Source organism: Rhizobium sp. 768_B6_N1_8, assembly GCF_051811225.1.
Lineage (GTDB): Bacteria > Pseudomonadota > Alphaproteobacteria > Rhizobiales > Rhizobiaceae > Rhizobium.
Window position 1 is genome coordinate 2,580,709 of sequence record NZ_JBPWPV010000001.1, and the last position, 21,345, is coordinate 2,602,053.

Annotated in this window: 21 protein-coding genes; 15 read left to right on the forward strand and 6 right to left on the reverse strand. The window is 61.7% G+C overall.

Annotated elements, in window-relative coordinates:
* Positions 1-50: 50 nt before the first annotated feature.
* Positions 51-641, forward strand: a complete 591-nt coding sequence (locus AB8B33_RS13335; RefSeq protein WP_439015743.1) for an SMI1/KNR4 family protein — start codon at positions 51-53, stop codon at positions 639-641.
* A gap of 54 nt (positions 642-695) precedes the next feature.
* Here AB8B33_RS13335 and AB8B33_RS13340 read toward each other — a convergent pair whose 3' ends face one another.
* On the reverse strand, positions 696-1,223 hold the full coding sequence (locus AB8B33_RS13340) for an AAA family ATPase (RefSeq protein WP_439015744.1): 528 nt from the start codon (positions 1,221-1,223) through the stop codon (positions 696-698).
* Between the two features lie 30 nt (positions 1,224-1,253).
* Positions 1,254-1,814 (reverse strand): winged helix-turn-helix transcriptional regulator, encoded by a 561-nt coding sequence (locus tag AB8B33_RS13345; RefSeq protein WP_439015746.1) that lies wholly within the window; start codon positions 1,812-1,814, stop codon positions 1,254-1,256.
* Positions 1,815-2,099: 285 nt separating this feature from the next.
* Here AB8B33_RS13345 and AB8B33_RS13350 point away from each other — a divergent pair, with 285 nt between their 5' ends.
* Positions 2,100-2,936: a hypothetical protein gene (locus AB8B33_RS13350; RefSeq protein ID WP_310387263.1), complete on the forward strand. Its 837-nt coding sequence runs from the start codon at positions 2,100-2,102 to the stop codon at positions 2,934-2,936.
* Between the two features lie 49 nt (positions 2,937-2,985).
* Here the strand turns inward: AB8B33_RS13350 and AB8B33_RS13355 are convergent, their stop codons facing one another.
* The gene (locus tag AB8B33_RS13355) at positions 2,986-3,462 is read right to left on the reverse strand and encodes an Lrp/AsnC family transcriptional regulator (protein ID WP_007818262.1); all 477 of its coding nucleotides are present in this window, start codon (positions 3,460-3,462) and stop codon (positions 2,986-2,988) included.
* Between the two features lie 104 nt (positions 3,463-3,566).
* Here AB8B33_RS13355 and AB8B33_RS13360 point away from each other — a divergent pair, with 104 nt between their 5' ends.
* From AB8B33_RS13360 to AB8B33_RS13385, 6 genes are all read left to right on the forward strand, one after another.
* Positions 3,567-4,766: a diaminopropionate ammonia-lyase gene (locus AB8B33_RS13360; RefSeq protein ID WP_439015747.1), complete on the forward strand. Its 1,200-nt coding sequence runs from the start codon at positions 3,567-3,569 to the stop codon at positions 4,764-4,766.
* Positions 4,763-5,998: a Zn-dependent hydrolase gene (locus AB8B33_RS13365; RefSeq protein ID WP_439015748.1), complete on the forward strand. Its 1,236-nt coding sequence runs from the start codon at positions 4,763-4,765 to the stop codon at positions 5,996-5,998. Before AB8B33_RS13360 ends, AB8B33_RS13365 begins: the two co-directional genes overlap by 4 nt.
* Before the next feature lie 2 nt (positions 5,999-6,000).
* A complete protein-coding gene (locus AB8B33_RS13370; RefSeq protein ID WP_439015749.1) occupies positions 6,001-7,161 on the forward strand; it encodes a M20 aminoacylase family protein in 1,161 nt (386 codons plus the stop codon).
* A gap of 142 nt (positions 7,162-7,303) precedes the next feature.
* Positions 7,304-8,812, forward strand: coding sequence for an ATPase domain-containing protein (locus AB8B33_RS13375; protein WP_439015750.1), 1,509 nt, complete (start codon positions 7,304-7,306; stop codon positions 8,810-8,812).
* Entirely contained in the window at positions 8,778-10,853 is a 2,076-nt protein-coding gene (locus AB8B33_RS13380; RefSeq protein ID WP_439015751.1) for a PAS domain-containing protein, read from the forward strand. The genes AB8B33_RS13375 and AB8B33_RS13380 overlap by 35 nt, the downstream gene beginning before the upstream one ends.
* A gap of 136 nt (positions 10,854-10,989) precedes the next feature.
* A complete protein-coding gene (locus AB8B33_RS13385; protein ID WP_439015752.1) occupies positions 10,990-11,982 on the forward strand; it encodes an SDR family oxidoreductase in 993 nt (330 codons plus the stop codon).
* Between the two features lie 18 nt (positions 11,983-12,000).
* On the opposite strand, the gene AB8B33_RS13390 is transcribed toward AB8B33_RS13385, so the two are convergent.
* A complete protein-coding gene (locus tag AB8B33_RS13390; protein ID WP_439015753.1) occupies positions 12,001-12,873 on the reverse strand; it encodes a LysR family transcriptional regulator in 873 nt (290 codons plus the stop codon).
* 99 nt (positions 12,874-12,972) lie between these two features.
* Here AB8B33_RS13390 and AB8B33_RS13395 point away from each other — a divergent pair, with 99 nt between their 5' ends.
* The 4 genes from AB8B33_RS13395 (at position 12,973) to AB8B33_RS13410 (ending at position 16,459) form a co-directional block, all read left to right on the forward strand.
* Positions 12,973-13,182 (forward strand): DUF1127 domain-containing protein, encoded by a 210-nt coding sequence (locus AB8B33_RS13395; RefSeq protein WP_439015754.1) that lies wholly within the window; start codon positions 12,973-12,975, stop codon positions 13,180-13,182.
* A 96-nt stretch (positions 13,183-13,278) separates the two neighbouring features.
* The gene (locus tag AB8B33_RS13400; RefSeq protein WP_439015755.1) at positions 13,279-13,752 is read left to right on the forward strand and encodes a VOC family protein; all 474 of its coding nucleotides are present in this window, start codon (positions 13,279-13,281) and stop codon (positions 13,750-13,752) included.
* Between the two features lie 284 nt (positions 13,753-14,036).
* Positions 14,037-14,456 carry a GFA family protein gene (locus tag AB8B33_RS13405; protein WP_439015756.1) on the forward strand — a complete coding sequence of 140 codons (420 nt, stop codon included), beginning with the start codon at positions 14,037-14,039 and terminating at the stop codon, positions 14,454-14,456.
* 134 nt (positions 14,457-14,590) lie between these two features.
* Positions 14,591-16,459: an ABC transporter ATP-binding protein gene (locus AB8B33_RS13410; protein ID WP_439015757.1), complete on the forward strand. Its 1,869-nt coding sequence runs from the start codon at positions 14,591-14,593 to the stop codon at positions 16,457-16,459.
* Between the two features lie 26 nt (positions 16,460-16,485).
* Here the strand turns inward: AB8B33_RS13410 and AB8B33_RS13415 are convergent, their stop codons facing one another.
* Positions 16,486-17,271, reverse strand: coding sequence for a methyltransferase domain-containing protein (locus tag AB8B33_RS13415; RefSeq protein ID WP_439015758.1), 786 nt, complete (start codon positions 17,269-17,271; stop codon positions 16,486-16,488).
* A gap of 114 nt (positions 17,272-17,385) precedes the next feature.
* Here AB8B33_RS13415 and AB8B33_RS13420 point away from each other — a divergent pair, with 114 nt between their 5' ends.
* From AB8B33_RS13420 to AB8B33_RS13430, 3 genes are read left to right on the forward strand one after another with little or no spacing between them, the layout of a single operon-like run.
* Positions 17,386-18,522, forward strand: a complete 1,137-nt coding sequence (locus tag AB8B33_RS13420; protein ID WP_113321306.1) for an ABC transporter substrate-binding protein — start codon at positions 17,386-17,388, stop codon at positions 18,520-18,522.
* Positions 18,523-18,528: 6 nt separating this feature from the next.
* A complete protein-coding gene (locus tag AB8B33_RS13425; RefSeq protein WP_439015760.1) occupies positions 18,529-19,599 on the forward strand; it encodes a FecCD family ABC transporter permease in 1,071 nt (356 codons plus the stop codon).
* The gene (locus AB8B33_RS13430) at positions 19,593-20,345 is read left to right on the forward strand and encodes an ABC transporter ATP-binding protein (RefSeq protein ID WP_439015761.1); all 753 of its coding nucleotides are present in this window, start codon (positions 19,593-19,595) and stop codon (positions 20,343-20,345) included. The genes AB8B33_RS13425 and AB8B33_RS13430 overlap by 7 nt, the downstream gene beginning before the upstream one ends.
* A gap of 140 nt (positions 20,346-20,485) precedes the next feature.
* On the opposite strand, the gene AB8B33_RS13435 is transcribed toward AB8B33_RS13430, so the two are convergent.
* Positions 20,486-21,262 (reverse strand): hypothetical protein, encoded by a 777-nt coding sequence (locus tag AB8B33_RS13435; protein ID WP_439015762.1) that lies wholly within the window; start codon positions 21,260-21,262, stop codon positions 20,486-20,488.
* Positions 21,263-21,345: the final 83 nt, after the last annotated feature.

The window sequence follows — 21,345 nt, forward strand, 5'->3', positions numbered from 1 at the left end:
CCGCCCCGGCCTTAAATGCCTGCGCCGTACTTGCAACAAGGAAACCCATCGTGAGCAACGACAACACAATTCCGTTCCGGCGCCCTGACGCCCTCGCCAGATTTGCGAAGTCCCCTCTCGTCGCAGCCCGCTATGGCGGCGCGGATGAAGCGCGGCTCTCGGCATTCGAGACGCAGCACGAGGTCAGTCTTTCCGATGGCTATCGCGATTTCCTGATGCGGGAAAACGGCCTTGACTATCATATCCCCCACACCACCATCGCCACCCTGCCCGCAGAGGCGCAGCGCGATGCCTTCGTTCTCTCGGACATCAACACCCTGTTTGGCATCGGCAACGGGCATCCGTATTTCGATCTCGAGGAACTCGCCCCGGACATGGATTTCCACGACTACGGTTTCACCCCCTTCGCACATGTCGTCGGCCTCGGCGGCGACTTCTGCACCCTCGTCGAACTCACCGAAGGCAACCATACAGGCGCGATCATGTACACCGATGGCGAGCTTTTCCATGGCATGCGCAGCGGCGGCATCGCCGGAAAATCCGCTGACGAAGCGATCGATTATTTCATCGAGAGCGGTTACTACTATCGGATCGCGACGAACTTCTCCGACCTCTTCGAAAAATATGCCCGACTGACCTGAGGCTTCGCACCGTTCCGATCATTCCCACAGATACAAAGCCCTAGGCGGCCAATATCAGACCTCCCGTGTTTTCTGATAGCGGCCAGTTTCAAGCTTCGATAGCAACGCGACAACAGCCTCATCCACACCCTGCTTCGCAGTGTCGATGGTGACGGGGCTTTGCCCCCAAGCCTCATAGTCGTGTGCAGTCACCTCTTCCCAGCGAGGCTTTACCAACCCCGGAACATCGCTTGCCCGCGTTTCCACCCGTCGGCGATGTTCATTCCGGTCCGAGCAGATGATTTCTATCTCAACGGCCGGCACACCTGATCGCGCTGCGACCGACAGCCAGGCATCCCGTGTCACCTTCAGGGGATTCACGGAATCCGCAACGACAATGTTGCCGAGCGTGAGATTGTCTTCGGCAATCCCGTATCCGACCAAGTAACCTGCCGGGCCGACCTCCGACCTCAACATGCCCGAGGCCCGGATATTCTGTTCGATCGTATCGATACGCAGATGGACGGCCCCAAGCTCCTTCGCCAGGGCACGCGCAATCGTCGTCTTCCCCGAACCCGGCAAACCGCCGAAAATGATCAGCATGAATTGGCACCTCCCGCTTGCTGATGGACTTCACGAATCCGATTTTTGTACATCCGTTGCCTCGCCCGAGGCAGCAAGAATATCATCGAGCGCCTGACGGCGCGCCCCGGCGTGGGACAATCGCCACCGAACTGCGTCATCCGCGCCAGGCCCTTCCTTGATGTCGAGATCCACGGGGCTCACCGGTTCGCCGGTCTTCTGATCGATGAAACCCCAGCGTATCTCCGCCCCTGTTTTGCGATTGACGAAGGTCATGGGCGGTCCCGATGCACCTGACATACCGAGGCTGTCGCCGATCTGGGCGAGCACCGGCATGATGGGCGCGATCTGCCAGCCCTTCCGGGTCAGGAGATATTCGAACCTTTCCGGGTTCACCTGATAGCGCCGCCGCTCGATGAGGCCATTGGCTTCCAGATGCTTCAGCCGGTCACTGAGCGTCGCATTGGTCACGCCAGACGATTGGCGAAAATCCTCATAGCGGCTGAGGCCACAGACAAGATCGCGCAAGATAAGCATACCCCACCGATCGCCGATCGCCGCCATGACGCCGGCGATCGAGCATACCATTCCATCGAAACCCTTCGAACGCATCGAACCCTTTCCGAAGCCCGTGAAATCGCCTGGCTCCTCTGATCATGAGAGCCACATTAGTTTGCCGGAACGGCCGTTTCAAGAAAGCCCGGCAAACAACCGCCCTGCGACAAACCGGGCGGATAATTCGCTTGCCTGACCAGTTACTCTTATTATAAGAGTTACGATGTCTTTGGCGCGTGACACGCCTCCGAATGAATGCAGCGCAGGCCTGAAGCTCGATGTGGATCGGGCGCCGATTGCTGCAACGCATCACCGGTTTTGCCAAAACGGGAGGATCTCACCTTGGCGCCGAACACCACCGCTAACTTCACCAGCCCGACACTTGCATTCGCCGGCAGCGCAGTCGCAACAGGCCTCTGGTTCGCTGCCCTTGTCGCAATACCGGAGCTTCAACGCTCGGACCTGTCCATCATCGTCGCGCGCATCGCAGTGCACCTCATCGTGCTCGGCGGAACCTGGGCGGGATTGTCGCGCACCTCCCTCACGGCATCTGAGCGGACATGGACCTGGCTGGCGATCGCCATTCCGCTCACCCTCTGGCACGGCGCAGCCTGGATTATTGTCGCCGATGGCCTTCTCCTGCCGGGAGCAGTCTCAATCCCGTTGCTGCCGCTGATGATCGTCGTGCCGACGGCCATCGTGATCACGCTTTTGTCGCGCTCAGACCGGATCGGTGTCCTGCTCGATGTTATGCCCGCCAACTGGCTGATCGGCCTCCAGGCCTACAGGGTGATCGGCGGCGTGTTCCTCGCCAACTGGCTGGCCGGGACGACGCCGGGCGTTTTCGCCCTTCCTGCCGGCACGGGTGACGTGATCACCGGGCTGATGGCCTTACCGACAGCAGCAATGCTCGCAAGCGGCCGGCCAGGCAGCACCCGGGCGGCTCTGTTCTGGAACCTCTTCGGCATAGCCGATCTGGTCGTCGCGGTCACGATGGGTGCCCTTACCACCCCCGGCCCCCTGCAGCAGCTCGCCCTCGATCATCCCAATCTGACGACAGGCACCTACCCAACTGCCATCATTCCGGCCTTCACCGTTCCCACGTCTCTCGTCCTGCACGCCCTGTCACTGCGCCAATTGCTGAGGCGCACGCGAGGCGCGGCGGCAATTGCCGTGTGACGGCGAAATATCTCCGGGTCTAGGCGCGATCCACTGGCCCGGAGCCTCCTCAGATAGGAACGCTGAGACCTACCTTGATCCTATCCATGGCGACGAATGTCCGAAACCGCTTCACATTGTTGTTGCCGAAGAATAGCCGCCGCGTCAGCGCCTCGTAATCGGCCATCGCGGGCACGGTGATGACGAGCACGAAGTCGGCTTCCCCCGTCACGTAGTAACACTGCTGGATTTCCGGGGCGGCGGCGAATTCGCGTTTGGCTGCCTCGATCTGCTCCGCCGTTTCGCTAATGACCTCGACCTCGACAAAGATGGTGATCGCCTGGCCGACGGCGGCCGGATCGATCACCGCGATATTGGCCTTGATGACGCCCTCCTCCGTCATCCGCCTGATGCGCCGCTGCACGGATGGCGCCGACAGGTTGACGGCCTCGCCGATCGTCCTTTGCGGCGTGGTATTGTCGCGCTGGAGGATCTCAAGGATCTTGCGGTCGAAGGCATCGAGCGCGGATGTCGAAGAGACAGGCATGGGCGGCGGCCCTCATGAAACAAACTTGCAAAAACGGCTCTTAATATCAGCGCAATTTTCGTCGGCACTGCAATATGTTTCCATGAAAGAGCAGCGAGGCCTTCATGTTCATCCTCAACACGACAAGCGATTATCGACATCAGCTCGAAGCGACAGATGCCGATACGCTCGGCATTGCCGCTGTCGCAGGCGTGGAAGACCACCTGCGCCACCGCGACGACAATGCCGAAACACCGCTCGTCTCCCTGCCGGCGCTGGCAGCCGCGTCAGGCGTTGCTGCGATCCATGTGAAGGATGAGGGAAAACGCCTGGGGCTCGGCAGCTTCAAGGCGCTCGGCGGCGCCTATGCCGTCATTCGCCTCGTTCTGGAGGCCGCCGAGGCAAGGCTCGGACGAAAGATCGGCATGGCCGAACTGCACTCTCCGGACGTGCGAAAACTCGCGGAAGCCATGACCTTTGCCTGCGCCACCGATGGCAATCATGGCCGCTCGGTCGCCCAGGGTGCATCCCTCGTTGGTGCGCGGGCGGCGATTTTTGTCCATGCCGGTGTAAGCGACGAACGCGTCGCCGCGATTGCCCGCTTTGGGGCAGAGATGATCCGGGTGGCGGGAAGCTACGACGACTCCGTGAAGGAAGCCACCCGCGTCGCGAAAGAACGCGGCTGGACCATCGTGTCCGACACCTCATGGCCCGGCTATGAGCGCATCCCCGGCCTCGTCATGCAGGGTTATACGGCGCTGGTGCGCGAGGCGCTGAAACAGATGCCGCAGCCGCCCACCCATGTCTTCATCCAGTCCGGTGTTGGCGGCATCGCCGCTGCCGTCGCAGGCCATCTGGCGATTGTGCTGGGCGCGCAGCGTCCGGTCTTCACCGTCGTCGATCCCGCCCGTGCCGCCTGCCTGTTCGAAACCGCGCGTGCCGGCCATCCGGTCACCATTGCCCATGGCGAACCGACCGTCATGGCGATGCTGGAATGCTACGAGCCCTCCCTCGTCGCCTGGCGCATCCTGTCGCGCACCGCCGATGCCTTCATGACCGTCGATGAGGAGGATGCGATCTCCATCATGCGGCAGCTTGCCAACCCCTTGGGCAGCGATCCCGCCATCGTCTCGGGCGAAAGCGGCGGCGTCGGCCTTGCCGGTCTCCTGAAGGCGCTCGCCGATCCCGAGGCGAAAGCCGCCCTTTCCCTCGGCGCGGATTCGCGCATCTTCGCGGTGAACACGGAAGGCGCCACCGATCCCGGCCGATATCAGGAAATCGTCGGACGCTCGCCTGACGCGGTCCTGTCGCGAGGTGCAGCATGAGCAACACATCCATCGATCCATCGAGGCTCCTCGGCCGGCTTGCCGAACTCGGCGCGATCGGTCGCGATGCCGATGGCAGGCTGGTGCGCCTTGCCGCCTCCGACACGGACAAGCTCGGCCGCGATCGCCTCGTCACCTGGATCGAGGCTGCCGGACTGGAACTCGCCATCGACCGGATCGGCAACATTTTCGGCATCTGGGCGCCCGCTGGCACGGAGGATCGCCCGCCGCTGCTCGGCTCGCATATCGATACCGTCATAGACGCCGGCATCTATGACGGCTGCTACGGCGTGCTGTCGGCCCTTGAGGTCATCGAAACGCTGAAGGCATCAGACTTCATCCCCTCCCGCCCTATCGCCGTCGCGGCCTTCACCAATGAGGAAGGCGTGCGTTATGCGCCCGATATGATGGGCTCGCTCGTCTATGCCGGTGGACTTGATGTAGAGACAGCGCTTGCGACAACAGGAACCGACGGGTCACTGCTCGGTGACGAGCTGAAACGCATCGGCTATGCCGGTGAGAAAGAGCCGGGTTTCCTGAAGCCCCACGCCTATATCGAACTCCATATCGAGCAGGGTCCGGTGCTGGAGCGCGAGGGCATCCCGCTTGGCGCGGTGGAAAACCTGCAGGGCATTTCCTGGCAGCGCGTGACGATCGAGGGTGACGCCAACCATGCCGGCACCACGCCGATGACGATGCGCCGCGATGCCGGCCATGCGAGCGCCCGCGTCATCACTTTCCTGCGCGAGCGCGCCATGGCATCGAACACACCGACGGTCGCGACCGTCGGCTGCCTGGAGTTCCAGCCGAACGCTATCAACGTCATCCCCTCGCGGGCAATCTTCACCGTCGACCTGCGCGACCCGGATGAGGATCGGCTGAGAGAGGAAGAGGCAGCCCTTGCCCGCTTCCTCGAAAGCCTCGCTGTCGAAGAGCAGGCTACGATATCGGTGGAGCGGCTCGCCCGCTTCGAGCCGGTCAAATTCGACGAACAGATCGTCGCCGCGATCGAAGACGCCGCCAGAGCCCGCGCCCTGCCCTGCAAGCGCATGACCTCCGGCGCCGGCCACGATGCCCAGATGATCGCCCGCATCGCGCCATCAGCCATGATCTTCGTACCGAGCAAGGGCGGCATCAGCCATAATCCGAGGGAATTTACCTCTCATGACGATCTCGTCGCAGGCGCCAACATCCTGCTCGATGTCGTCAGCATACTGGCGCAGGAGGAATAGCGATGGATCTCGATCAACTGGTCGCGGACATGCGCGCCTGGAGACGCCACCTCCATGCCCACCCGGAATTCGGCTTCGAGGAAAAGCAGACCTCGGCCTTTGTCGCCGAAAAACTCCGTGAATTCGGCCTCGATGATGTCGCGGAAGGCATCGGCGGCACGGGCGTCGTCGGCACACTGAAACGCGGCAGCGGCAACCGCTCGATTGCGCTGAGAGCCGATATGGACGCCCTGCGCATTCCCGAGCAGGCCGACCGACCCTATGCCTCGCGCAACCCGGGCGTCATGCATGCCTGCGGCCACGACGGCCACACCGCCATGCTGCTCGGTGCGGCCAGAATGCTCGCCGGAGAAGGCGGTTTCGACGGCACTGTGCGCTTCATCTTTCAGCCCGCCGAGGAATGGGGCAAGGGCGCACTCGCGATGATCGAGGACGGCATTTTCGAGCGCTTCCCCTTCGACGAGATCTACGGCATCCACAACTTGCCGGGCCTGCCCGTCGGCCATTTCCAGACGCGTCCCGGCGCCTTCATGTCGGCGGAGGATAATTTCGAGATCGCGCTCAAGGGCACCGGCGGCCATGCCGCCCGCCCGCATGCGACGAACGAGGTGCTGGTCGCCGCCTGCGCCCTGGTCCTGAACCTGCAGACCATCGTTTCCCGCCGCCTCGACCCAACCGATATCGGCGTCGTCTCCGTCACCGAACTCCTGACCGACGGCACCCGCAACGCCCTGCCGGGCCTCGCCCGCATTCTTGGAGATGCTAGAAGTTTCCACTCCAACGTCAGCGCCGAAATCGAAAGGCAGATGCGCATCATCTCCGAAGGCACCGCACTGACCTACAATCTCTCGGCCGAAGTCACCTACACAAGGGAATTCATCCCCCTGTTGAACGACCCTGCCCTCACCGAAGAGGCTTTCGCTGCTGCCCGCGATATCTTCACGCCCGCCAGCATCGAGGTCCGAAAGGAACCGATGACGGCCTCGGAAGATTTCGCCCGTTTCCTCGATGTCGTTCCCGGCTGCTTCGTCTTCCTCGGCAATGGCGAGGCCTCCGCGCCGCTCCACAATCCGACCTTCGATTTCAACGATGACGGGCTCCTTTACGGCGCAAAATTCCACGCCGGCATCGTCCGCCGGCGCTTGCCGCAAAGCGGCGCCTGACCGGCGGCTCCAAGCCTTTCCGCCGTCGACGCCGCCGGCGCGGTTACCGATCGGGACGAATCCCGTTTCGCAAATCAACGTCATCAGCAGTCTTGCTCCTTGAGCCTCCTGCCCTAACTCCTTGGCTGATATAGGAGACGGCATGGACCAAGTTTTGAGCAAGAAGGCGGAGACCGGAATCGAAGGACTGGACGATGTATTATTCGGCGGGTTTACACGTCGTCATGTATTCCTGCTGGAAGGCTCGCCCGGCACCGGAAAAACAACCATCGCCTTGCAGTTTTTACTTGAAGGCGCTGATCTCGGTGAGAGCTGCCTTTACATAAGTCTTTCCGAAACCGAGGAAGAGTTGCGCGACAGCGCCGCCTCGCATGGAATGGAACTCGGCGACGGCATAAAAATCTTCGAACTCGTGCCGCCCGAAAGCCTGCTCGACGCCGATCAGCAGCAGAGCCTCCTCTATTCGTCGGACCTGGAGCTGGGCGAGACCACCAAGCTGATCTTCGAGGCCTTCGAGCGGATAAAGCCGCAGAGGGTCGTCATCGACAGCCTCTCGGAAATCAGGCTTCTCGCCCAAAGCTCGCTACGTTATCGCCGGCAGATCCTGGCGCTGAAGCATTTCTTTGCCCGGTCGGATGCCACAGTCCTGCTCCTCGACGACATGACGTCAGATAATCTCGACAAGACCGTTCACAGTGTCGTTCATGGCGTGATCCATCTCGAACAGCTTGCACCCGATTACGGCTCGGAGCGTCGGCGGCTGCGGGTCATCAAATATCGCGGCCAGTCCTTTCGCGGCGGATACCACGACTTCGTCATCAAGACCGGCGGTGTGGCGGTATTTCCAAGGCTGCGCGCAATCGAGCACAAGAAGGGCTTCGAGCGAACGACCCTCTCGAGCGGTATCAAGGAATTCGATGATCTCCTGGGCGGCGGGATCGAGCGCGGCTCCAGCACGCTGCTGATCGGCCCGGCAGGTACGGGCAAGAGCCTGTTTACCCTGCAGTTCGTCGATGCGGCGGTCAAGCGCGGCGAAAAGGCGGCTGTTTTTATCTTCGATGAAGAGCTTGGGCTGCTGTTTTCGCGCACGAGATCGATGGGTATCGATCTGGAGAAGATGCACGACGACAGACTGATCCATATCGAGCAACTGGATGCCGCCGAGCTGTCGCCCGGAGAGTTTGTGCAACGTGTCAGGGATCGGGTCGCCAGCTACGACGCCAAGACCGTCGTCATCGACAGTATCAACGGCTATCAAGCATCGATGCCGGAGGAAAACGCGCTCATCCTTCACATGCATGAGCTTCTCCAATATCTGAACCGCCAGGGCGCCAACACCTTCCTCACCGTTGCCCAGCACGGCCTCGTTGGCGACATGAAATCACCGGTCGATGTTACCTATCTCGCCGATAGCGTGGTCCTGCTGCGCTATTTCGAGGCGCTCGGAAAAGTGCGCCGCGCGGTTTCCGTCATCAAGAAACGCACCGGCAGCCACGAAGAGACTATCAGAGAATTCCACATCACCAATGAAGGGCTGACCCTCGGCGAGCCGCTCTCCGGTTTCCAGGGCGTGCTTCGCGGCGTTCCGACATTCATCGGAGAAAGACAGCCGCTTCTTGAAACCTCAGACGAGGACGGCCACCATTCCTAACAGCGATGCCATCGGCCTGATCCACGCTCCAATCGGGCGTGATGCGCAGATTGCAGCTTCGCTCCTGCAGGAAGCGGGCGTACAACCAAAAGCGACGACCGATCTATCCTCCTTGGTCGAAAGCCTTAATGACGACGTCGCCTTTGCTGTCGTCACTGAAGAGGCGTTGCGTTCCGCCGATCTGCGCGCCATCTCCGCCTGGATCGAGCAGCAGCCGAGCTGGTCCGATCTGCCCTTCATCATCCTGACAAACAGGGGCGGCGGTCCCGAGCGCAATCCCGCAGCCGCCAGGCTGTCAGAGGTCCTTGGCAATGTCAGCTTCGTCGAACGCCCGTTCCACGCAACCACCTTCATCAGCGTTGCCCGCTCTGCCATGCGCGGACGCCGGCGGCAGTACGATGCGCGTTTGCGCATGGAGGCCCTCGATGCAGGCGAGCGCCGGCTTCAGACGGCTCTGGAAGCCGGGCGGCTCGGCGCATGGGAACTCGACCTTGCGTCAGGCGTGCTGACGACCTCGTCGACCTGCAAGGCCATTTTCGGCCGCCGTCCCGAAGACCCGTTTACCTACAAGGATCTGCTAAGCTCCGTTCACCCCGAAGACCGGGAGCGCATGGAGGCGGCAGTAAGCAAGACCGTTGAAACCGGCGCGGATTATTCCATCGAATACCGGACCATCTGGAGCGATGGTTCCGTTCATTGGGCCGAAATCCGGGCGCAGCTCTATAAGGATCGCTCCGGCAAGGCGATCAAGATGGTGGGTGTCTCTGCCGACATCACGGCGCGGCTGAAGGCCGAGGAGCACCAGCGGCAGCTCAATGAAATACTGGAGGAAAAGGTCGCCGAGCGCACGCGCGAGCTGGAGCGGGCGCATGCCGCGGTGATGGCGGAAGTCAGCCAGCGCGAGCGCGCCGAAGAGCAGCTTCGCCAGGCCCAGAAGATGGAGGCGATCGGCCAGCTCACCGGCGGCGTGGCGCACGACTTCAACAATCTGCTGATGGCCGTCCTCGGCAACCTTGAACTGCTGCGTAAATATGTCGGAGACGACATCAGGGCCGCCCGCCTGATCGACGGCGCCCTGCAGGGAGCGAAACGCGGCGCCTCCCTCACCCAGAGACTGCTGGCCTTTGCGCGGCGACAGGACCTGCGCATTGACCCGGTCGACATGCGCGCCCTGGTGCTCGGCATGGCGGATCTCCTGAAGCGCTCCGTCGGTTCCACCGTCCTGATCGAAACCACGGTTCCCGAGAATCTTCCTCTCGTCTCGGCCGATGCCAACCAGATCGAGCTGGCCCTGCTCAATCTTGCCGTCAACGCCCGCGACGCGATGCCAGATGGCGGCACGATCCGCATCGAGCTGAAGGAGGCGGAGCAGATTGCGCCGACCGATGAGCTTGCCGCCGGCAGCTACGTCGTCCTGACTGTCGCCGACCACGGCTATGGCATGGACAAGGAAACGCTGCAAAAGGCGATCGAGCCATTCTTTTCGACAAAGGAGCTCGGGAAGGGAACTGGCCTCGGGCTCTCCATGATCCATGGTCTGGCACTGCAGTTGAAGGGCGACCTGAAACTGGAAAGCATGCCCGGCAAAGGCACGACCGCCGAACTGTGGATCCCCGTCTCCACATCGGCCAGCGTCCATACCGAGCCTGATGACGCGATGCCGGCGGACCCAGACAAGGTCTCGGGCCCGAAGCGCATATTGCTCGTCGACGACGACATCCTGATCGCCATGAGCTCTGCCGATATGCTCACCGATCTCGGCCATGAAGTGGTCGAGGCCCATTCGGGGAAAGAAGCTCTCGAGTGCCTGGGCAGCGGCGCGGACTTCGATCTGATGATCACCGATTACTCCATGCCCGGCATGACGGGCGGAGACCTCGCCAAAGCCGTCCGCACCATAGCCCCCGGCTTGCCGATCCTCATTGCATCGGGATATGCCGAACTCCCGCCCGGGCTAGACCTTGACGTCGCCAAGCTCGGAAAGCCCTACACCCAGGATCAACTGGCCCAGGAGATCGGCAAGCTGATGGTCGCGCCCTGAGCAGGCCTGCAAACCGGTTGCCGACACGCAAATGCCTGCTGCGTCACCATGCCGGCCATTTTGCAGAAGACGGCTCATCGCTTTCGCGCTATGAAGATTATCGATAATCCTGCCCCATCCGACACGGAGATCCCTTATGGCTTTGAAGATCCTTTTCATTGGCGGCACCGGCCAGATTTCCTATCCCTGCGTCGAGCGCGCCGTGGCTCAAGGCCATGATGTCAGCGTGTTCAACCGCGGCCTGAGAGGCGATCCCCTGCCCGCGGGCGTCATCTCCATCGTCGGCGAGCTTGGATCATCAGCCTATGCCGATCTCGCCAAGGCCAATTACGACGTCGTCGCCCAGTTCATCGCGTTCACGCCGGATCAGATCGCCCGCGATATCGAGATCTTCTCCGGCCATTGCGGCCAGCACATCTTCATCTCGTCAGCGTCGGTCTATGAAAAGCCGGCCCGCCATTATGTGATCACAGAAGAGAAAACACCGGCAATCAACCCCTACTGGCCCTATAGCCAGGCCAAGATCGCCTGCGAGGAGCTGCTGAAGAAGGCGGACAAGCTCGCCTGGACGATTGTGCGCCCCAGCCACACCGTCCGCACCGGCCTGCCCATCATGATGGGCGATAGCGACGTCATGGCGCGGCGCATGCTGGATGGCGAGCCGACCATCGTTGCTGGCGACGGCCATACGCCCTGGACGCTGACCCGTTCGGTCGATTTCGCCGTGCCCTTCGTCGGCCTGTTCGGCAAGCAGAAGGCGCTGCACGATATCTTCCACATCACCAACGACCACGCCCATATCTGGGATCACATCCAGAAGGCGATCGCCAGGTTGCTGGGCGTCGAGGCGAAGATCGTCCATGTGCCGACAGACACGCTAGTCAAGTATAATCCGGAATGGATCGGCCCGCTGACTGGCGACAAGGCCTGGACAGCGATTTTCGATAATTCCAAGGTCAAGAGTGTAGCCGGCGATTTCACCTGCGCCACAAGCCTGGACGAAATTCTGGAAGAGCCGATCATGCACCTGAAGCAGCGTTTCGCGAAGGGCCGCCCACCGAAGGGCGATTTCGATGCCCTGATCGATCGGATCTGCGCCGAGCAAAGCGCTCTCGGAGCTGCCGCATGACAGCTTAGTCAAAAGCCGTTACGCCTCGAATGCGCGAAGGCACTTCATCACCTCGCGCAGTCCCCGCGTCAGATGTTTGTCGCGCCGGATGACCATGCCGAGCTGGCGCACGAGCGGCGGCTGAACGGGTGACGTCACGAACCGGCCCCGGTCACGCTTCAGGGCAAGCCCCGGAAGTATCGACCATCCGAGTCCCGCCGCAATCAGTTCCTTGATCGCCTCGACGCTGCCGAACTCCATGGTGGGCTGGCTCCTGATGCCCGCAGCCTCAAACCATTCGTCGGTGGCCCGGCGCGTATTGCCGCCCTCATAGAGCATCATGATCTTGTCCGTGAAGAAATCAGCCGTCGGCCCACCCTCAGGCATCGCGCTCCCCTTGGGAGCCACGGCGATAAGCTCGTCCTCATAAAAGGGCTCGACCTCTATGGAGCGGCCGGACGCCGGCAGCGTCACGACGGCGATATCGAGCGCATTGGTTTCGAGATCGCGGACCATCTCGTCAGTGTTGCCGACACGAACCACGATTTCCAGACCGGGCATGCGCTTCTTGACGGCAGCGATCGCGCGGGGAAGCAGATGGATCGAGGCGGTGCCGCCGCTGCCGATCCGCACGCGCCCCACCGCACCTTGCCTGTAAGGCGTCATCGCCTCCTCGGCCGACGCGCATTCGCCGAGGATCCGGCGCGCATGGGCCAGCAGTTCGACGCCCGCCGCAGATGGCTGCGCCCGGCGGCCGACCCGCTCGATCAGCCGAACCCCCATCCTCTGTTCCAGCAATTTCACCTGCAGGCTGACGGCCGGCTGCGTCAGGCCCGCTCTTTCGGCAGCAGCCGTAAAGCTACCGAGATCGATGACGCTGACGAAGGCGGCAAGCTGGTCGAGATTCAGCATCAGAAAAATTCCTTATGGATTGCATAAGAACCATAAGCTTCCTTGCGGGCATGTGCCAGTCCATTTTGAGGCGTCCAAGACGAGTGCTGGAGATGCCTGATGACGACTAACGTGGAAATATCGAGAACTCTAGATCGCGCCCCGACCGGTGGCGTCGTACGCCGCTGCCTGATGGGCATCCGCCTTTACCTGAACAAGCGCCGCGAGAGGCTGGCGCTCTCCTGCCTGTCCGACGACGCGCTCCGCGATATCGGCCTCACCCCATCAGAGGCGAGGACGGAGGTCAACAAATCATGGTTCTGGGGATAGCAGCCGCAATTTTTTAAAATGGCGCGCTTGGACTGGAGAAAACCGCTTTGTCCCTTATGTCACTGCCATCAGGGGAAAACACCAAAGGACCGCGCGATGCACAAGAACACGATCTGTGTCTGGTATGACAAGCACGCCGAGGAGGCCGCCCGCTTTTACGCCGGGATCTTTCCGGACAGCAAAGTCGGCGCCATTCATCGCGCCCCCGGCGACTATCCGGCCGGCCAGCAGGGAGAGGTGCTGGTTGTGGAATTCACGGTTGCCGGCATTCCCTGCATCGGCCTGAATGGCGGCCCCTCGATCAAGCATAGCGAGGCCTTTTCGTTCCAGATCTCGACGGAAAATCAGGAAGAAACCGACCGCTACTGGAACGCAATCGTCGGCAATGGCGGCCAGGAAAGCGAATGCGGCTGGTGCAAGGATAAATGGGGCGTCTCCTGGCAGATCACACCGCGCGCCCTGATGGAAGCGATACAGGCAGGCGGGGCCGAGGCAAAGCGTGCTTTCGACGCGATGATGACCATGCGCAAGATCGACGTCGCGGCAATAGAGGCAGCTCGTCGCGGCTGAGGCGGCAGGTCCTGCAATTGCAGGATCACGATGCCAGGCCGACTGGTCTGATCCGTCGAACAAAAGCCGGGCCTGTTCCACGGGCATCGGCTTTCCGAGCAGAATCGCTTCGAGCATGGTCTATTATCGGCGTGTCGGCTTGATCTCTCGCTTATGGCACTTCCGGAAAGGTGCCGCCGCTGACGGCACTGCCGTCATTTCAAGGTGAGCGAATTCAGCTCCGCGCCCCGGCATCTCCCCACAAACCCCGAAATCTTCCCCCCTCGCGAAACAGGAGTCTCCCGATGGCCAATGCCCAATGCAGTTGCGGCGCGCTCAGACTGGCGCTGCCGGAGAAACCAAATGTGGTGATCGCCTGTCACTGCATCGAATGCCAGAGACGAACAGGCGCCCCCTTCGGCGCCGGCGCCTTCTATCCGGCCGAAGCCGTCACCGTGTGTGGCTTCGGCAAGCAATACACCCGCGATGCGGCAAGCGGCGGAAAGGTGCATTCCTATTTCTGCCCGAACTGCGGCTCGTCGGTCTACTGGAAGGCCGACAACCTGCCCTCCATGCTCGGCGTCGCCCTGGGAGCTTTGGCCGACGTGAGCCAATTCCCGGCGCCCACCAAATCGATCTTCGAGCAGTCCAAACACCATTGGGTGCAGATCGTCGCTGCCGACGAGCACTTCCAGCAAGGCAGCGTTGCGCGGGGGTCAAGTTGATACTTCGCCCTGTGATCACAAAGATTTCCAAAATTTCTAATTGAGATTGCAGCCGGAAGATGATTCCATGCAGCCCGCGTCGCCCGATACGCCGTCCTCTTCCCGATGTTGCACCCGAGAGGCCTAAGTCGATTATGTCGATTTCAGATGCGATCTACCGTCCCTTCGAAACGCTGATCCGGCCGCTCGATATCCCCTACCGTCCGCTGCCGTCGAAGGGGCCGTTGACGGTGCTCCTGCACTTCATCTCGATGTTTCGCGGCGTGCTGATCGTGCTCGCCCTTTCCTCCATGCTGTTCGAGGCGATCAATCTGTCGATCGTCTGGGGACTTTCGGTCATTGTCGATGGCGTGACACAGCAGGGTGCCTCCGCCTTCCTGCAGAGTGAATGGCTGCTTTTGACCATCCTCGGCCTGCTGATTTTCCCTGTCATGCCGATCGTTTCATTCATGCTCAACACCCTGCAGTCCCATACGCTCGGTGTCGGCATGCCGGCCGCCATCCAGTGGCAGGGCCACAAGGCGGTCGAGCGGCAAGATCTCGCCTTCTTCCATGATCTCTATGCCGGGCAGGTCTCCTCACGCCTGTCGCAGGTGGCGTCCGCCGTCCAGCAGCAGATCATTGCCGCCTTCCAGTCCATCCCGCGCTTCCTGATGCAGCTGATCGGCTCGGTGATCCTGCTCAGCGCGCTCGCCTGGCAGCTCGCCTTGCCCGTCGTCATCTGGATCGCGCTCAATGTGGCTTTCACGGTCCGGATCGTGCCTGTTTTCGTCGAGCGCTCGCGCCGCACCGCCAAGCAGCGCAGCCTGGTCGCCGGCGCCATCACCGATCTCTACACCAACATGCAGATGATCAAGCAGTTCGCAGCCGAAGACAGCGAGGCGGGTGCCATCCGCCGGACCATCCAGACGGCCGTGCAGACGCAGCACAGCGAACAGCGCATCTACCGCACATCGGAACTGACGGTCGTCGTGCTCAACACGCTGCTGTGGCTGAGCATGTTATCGATCGGCTTCTCCGGCCTCGTCAACGGTTTCCTCACGGTCGGCGAGTTCGTCGGCGCGGTCTATATCCTGAACCGGCTGTCGACGCAGATCTTCACCTTCCTGCAGATGGGCCAGCAAATCTTCCAGGCGATCGGCACCATCAAGGATGCCATGCCGGTCATGACGACGCCGCCCACCATCACCGACCTGCCGGATGCGAAGGAGCTCGCTGTAACATCGGGCGAAGTCCGTTTCGAGCATGTCCGCTTCGCCTACAAATCCGGCAAGTCCATTATCGATGATCTGTCGCTGACGATCCGGCCCGGCGAGAAAGTCGGCCTTGTCGGCCTCTCGGGCGCCGGCAAAACCACACTCGCCAACCTGCTCCTGCGCTTTTACGACATCAAGGACGGAGCGATCCTCATCGATGGCCAGGATATCCGCTCAGTCACCCAGTCGAGCCTTCGCCGCGCCATCGGCGTCATCGCCCAGGATGTGGCGCTGCTGCACCGCTCGGTCGGCGACAACATCCGCTACGGCCGGCCGGAGGCGACGCAAGAGGAGATCGAGAGTGTCGCGAAAATGGCGAGCGCCGATATCTTCATCGCCGATCTCGCCGATAGCGAGGGCCGCAAGGGCTACGAGGCCTATGTCGGCGATCGCGGCATCAAGCTTTCGGGCGGCCAGCGCCAGCGCGTGGCGATCGCTCGCGTACTCCTCAAGAATGCACCGATCCTGGTGCTGGACGAGGCAACCTCGGCCCTCGATAGCGAATCCGAAGCCGCGATCCAGGGGCGTCTGAACCTGGTGATGGAAGGCAAAACCGTCATCGCCATCGCTCACCGCCTCTCCACCATATCGAGCATGGACCGCATTGTCGTGCTCGACCACGGCCGCATCATCGAAGAAGGCCGGCCGGAGGAATTGATCGAAGGCGACGGCCTCTTCGCGCGCCTCTGGAAACGCCAGACCGGTGGCTTCATTCCGGAGGAGATTGAGGAGACAACGTCGGAATAATTGGCTCCCCTGGGGGCTGCCGGAGCTCAGTCCGGCTTCGTCGCGCAAATCGCGAAGCGGTCCTGCACCATGCGCTCCAGCCCGCGCAGGAAGGGCATCTTGCGCGCCTGCGCCCAGTGGATATCGGAGAGCTTGCGGTCGACGACGATATTGTCGAAGCCCGCCTGGCGCAGCAGCTCGACGATCGCTTCGGCCGGCATCTGTTTGGAGAAATAGACGCGCGAGCGGATGGCCTGGTGGCGGGCCATCATCTCGGGCTTCATGTGGCTCGCCGGCGCCTTGCCGGTCAGCTTTGTCCAGACTTTCTGCAGGCCCTTGACCCAGGTCTCCTTGCCCATGTTGCCGTCGACGATCAGGACCTTGCCGCCGGGCTTCAGCACGGAGAACCACTCGCGGAAGGCCGAGGGTGGATCGATCAGCGTCCAGACGAGATGGCGGTTGGTGATCACGTCGTAGCTTTCCTTGGCCTCCATGGTGTTTTCCGCATCGCCCGAGACGAAGCGGATATCGGTGCCGCGCTTCTTCGCCTTGGCACGCGCCTGCGCCAGCATCGCATCCGACCAGTCGAGCCCCGTCACCTTGAAGCCCGCCCCATGCATGAGGTGGGAAATGACCGCCGTGCCGCAGGCAAGGTCGAGTGCTGCCCGCTCCTGCCCCTCGCCGAGATGCTTGCGGATCAGCCGCTGCCAGCCCCTACGCTCAGTTTCGGAAAAGATTTCGTGGCCGACACTCTCGTCGAACGTCGCCGCCCTTTCCGACCAGAAGTCCCGGATTTCATCGCGAATAGAGTAATTTGTGTTCATCGTGTCCATCATCTTCACCTCGGCACGGCACTACTTTGGAAAAGCTCTAAAACATAAAACTTGATTCCAAAAGTCAATTTTTCTATGCCTCGGGACATTACCAAGGACGGGGAGAGTTTCCAGATGAAATTTATGAAATTGCTTGCGGTATCCGCAGTTGCGGTTGCGGGCCTGCTGCCGCTTTCGGCTTTTGCCGATCCCTTCACCATCAAGGATGTGGCGGGCCGCGAGGTCACCTTCGACAAGCCGGTCGAGCGCGTGATCCTTGGCGAAGGCCGCATGCTCTATGCCGTCGCCCCGATCGAGAAGGACGATCCTTTCGCCAAGATCGTCGGCTGGCGCAATGATCTCTGGACGACCGACAAGGATGGCTTCAACGCCTATGTCGAGAAATTCCCTAGGGGTAAGGACCTGCCCTTCCTCGGCAACCTGACGGATGGCACGCTGCAGACCGAGACGGTTGTGGCGCTTCACCCCGATGTCATGCTGCTGCCGATCGGCAACAAGAAGGCCGCCGACGAGGTAAAGCTCGAGGACACGCTGAACAAGATCGGCGTGAAGATCGTCTATATCGATTTCCGCGAGCACATCCTCGCCAATACCGAGCCGAGCCTGGAGATCCTCGGCAAGCTCTTCGGCCATGAAGACCGCGCCCAGGCCGTCGCTGCCTACTGGAAGCAGCAGATGGCACGCGTCACCGACAAGCTGAAGGAAGCCAACCCCAAGAAGCCTAATGTCTTCATGTATCGCGCCGCGGGCCTCGTCGAGTGCTGCGGCACGTTCGGCCCCGACAATTTCGGCCTGATGGTGGATTGGGCCGGCGGCCACAATCTCGGCTCCGATTTCCTGCCGGGCTACACCGGCTCGATCAATGCCGAACAGGTCGTCGCCTCCAATCCTGACGTCGTCGTAGTGACAGGCTCGAACTGGAGCCAGACCAAGGATGCCAAGGATTTCGTCAATGTCGGCCCGGCCGCTGCCGCCACCATCGACGATAGCCGCAAGGCGCTGGATGCCCTTGTCCAGAACCCGGCCTTCACCGGCTCCAAGGCGGTTGCTGATGGCAATGTGCATGCGATCTGGCACCAGTTCTACACGAGCCCCTACCAGTTCGTCGCCGTGCAGCAGATGGCCAAGTGGTTCCACCCGGACCTCTTTGCCGATCTCGACCCGGACGCGACCTTCAAGGAATTCCACGAGAAGTTTCTGCCCGTCGCCTATCAGCCGGGTTACTGGGTCGACGCCAAGGCCGGAAAGTAAGGCGAGATGGCAGAGATCGCCGTCGCCCCGATCGAGGTCGAAGCAGGCAGGGCGCGTTACCGCGCCCTCGCCCGCCGCAAGCTTGTGATCCTGTTTGCCATGACGGCAGCGCTCTGCCTGTCCTTCGCCGTCGATCTCGCCTGGGGGCCGGCCCGCTACGGGCTCGATGAGGTCGTGACCGCCCTCCTCTATCCCGACTCCGTCTCGGCGCAGATCCGCGCCGTCGTCTGGGATATCCGCATGCCGGTCGCCGTCATGGCGATCGTCGTCGGCGCATCGCTCTCGGTCGCCGGCGCGCAGATGCAGACGATCCTTGCCAATCCGCTGGCAAGCCCCTTCACGTTAGGCATTTCCGCCGCCGCAAGCTTCGGCGCCGCACTCGCGATCGTCACCAGCGTGCCGATCCTGCCGGTTGCGGCAGGCCTGCTGGTACCGGTCAATGCCTTCATCATGGCGCTCGTCGCCACGCTCTTCATCCATTTCATCTCACAGGCGCGCGGCGTGTCCGTGCAAACAGTCGTGCTGCTCGGCATCGCGCTCGTCTTCACCTTCAATGCGGCTCTCGCCTTCCTGCAATACCTCGCCTCCGAACAGGCGCTCTCGGCCGTCGTCTTCTGGACCATGGGCAGCCTCACCAAGGCCACCTGGCCGAAGATCTGGATCACGCTTGCCGTGCTGCTTTTCGCCCTGCCGCTCTTTGCCCGCCATGCCTGGGCGCTGACGGCGATCCGCCTCGGCGAGGACAAGGCGGCGAGCTTCGGCGTCAATGTACGCCGCATCCGGCTGGAGACGATGCTCATCGTCTCGCTGCTGGCGGCCGTTCCCGTCAGCTTCGTCGGCACGATCGGCTTCGTCGGCCTCGTCGGCCCGCATATCGCCCGCATGATCCTCGGCGAAGACCAGCGCTTCTTCCTGCCGGGTTCGATCCTTTCAGGCGCCCTGCTGCTCTCGCTAACCTCTGTCGTCTCGAAGTCGATCATTCCGGGCGTCGTCTTCCCGATCGGCATCATCACGGCGCTGGTCGGCGTGCCCTTCTTCTTCTCGCTCATCCTCTCGAACAGGAGTCGCTCATGGTAGCGCTTCAGCTGCAATCGGTCGGCGCCTATCACGGCCGCAAACTCTTCGTCGAAAACGTGACGACACCGAAAATGAATGCCGGCGAACTCGTCGCCGTGATCGGCCCGAATGCCGCCGGCAAGTCCACCCTCTTCAAGCGCATCACCGGCCTCTTGAAAGGTCCGGGAAACGTGCTGGTCGAGGGCGCAAAGACAAAGAACGCCATCAGCTACATGCCGCAGGACACCTCGGCCAATGCGGTGCTGACGGTCTATGAATCGATCCTGCTTGCCCGCAAGCAGGGCCAGTCCTGGGGCGTCAGCGATCAGGATCTCAGGCTCATCGACGACGTCATGAAGGCGCTGAACATCGAGGCGATTGCCTTCCGCGATCTCGGCGCCTTGTCAGGGGGCCAGCGCCAGCTCGTCTCCATCGCCCAGGCGCTCGTGCGCGAGCCGGAGATCATGCTGATGGACGAGCCGACCAGCGCGCTCGATCTTCACCGTCAGGTGGAAGTGCTTGATTTCATGCAGCGCCAGGCCCGCAAGCGCGGCATGATCGTACTGATCGCCATCCACGACCTGAACCAGGCGCTGCGCTTCGCAGATAAGGTACTGATCATCCAGAACGGCCGCATGCGCGCCTGCGGCAAGCCGCGCGAGGTCGTCACCGTCGACATGCTGCGCGAAGTCTACAAGATCCATGCCCGCATCGAGAAATGCTCCAGGGATCATGATCACGTCATCGTCGACGGCACCGCGCATTAAGGCATGTCGCGCAAAGTATGAAGCGGCCTTCGGATAATCCAATGCTTGAACAAAAACCTTAAAGCGGCAGAGATGATTCCGTTTTCCTTCCGCCGCTCTAAGGGGGCGCCGGAAATCCGGCGCGCCCATGTTTCAGACCATTATCGACCGCGCGGCAGCGTCTGCTCCTGCCGCATGCCGTCCACGTCCTGAGCCTGGCGAAGCTCGCGCTCTGCGCGCTCCGTGGATTCCTCCACCGTGCGGTGATGTCCGGTCGGCATGATGTCGTCACGCAGCTCCTGATCGAGCGGTGCCTCGTCGTTGAGATCATAGGCACGAACGCGCGGGGAATTCGGATCGAGCCGGCGGGTATGACGTCCCATCGGCGTGGCCGGGCCGGCCATACCGGCCGCACCGGCTGCAAAGACGTCATCCTGCACAGCACTTGCCTGCCGGGCACGCTCGGCATCATCAGCTTCACGAGCCTGGCTTGCATCATATTTCGAGGCTGCAAAAGCCTCGTTCGACTTGCTGATATTCCAGCCCTCTGCGCGCCAGAGGTCCGCACGTTCGTCCATATCGATGGAGCCTTCGTCATCGAGAATGTCGTATGCGATACCGTAGGTGGCATCATCGACCTCGACGGAGATCAGAAAGCCGCCCCGGCGCAGGCCTTCGGCATAGACCGACCGGTCTTCATCCGGAAACAGCCAGTCCTCCAGCTTCGACCAGAAACCGCTGCGGTCGTCGCCGGCAACGCCTGCCTTGTCGCCATCCGCTTCATATCCTCGCATCATTCTGACACCGGTGATACCCAGGTTCTTCAGCCGGTCGATCGCCCTGTCGGCGTCATCGCGGCTGTCGAAGAAAGCGGTCAGCGTACTGCGGCCCCCGCCGCCTGAGAATTCGGGGGCGCTGTCATTATGGAGATTACTCATTGGGATTCCTCCTCCAGGTCGTTCCTCTTCGCAAACGGTCGAAAAAGCTCGATGTTCCCAAGCGCTCGCGGAAATGCGATCTG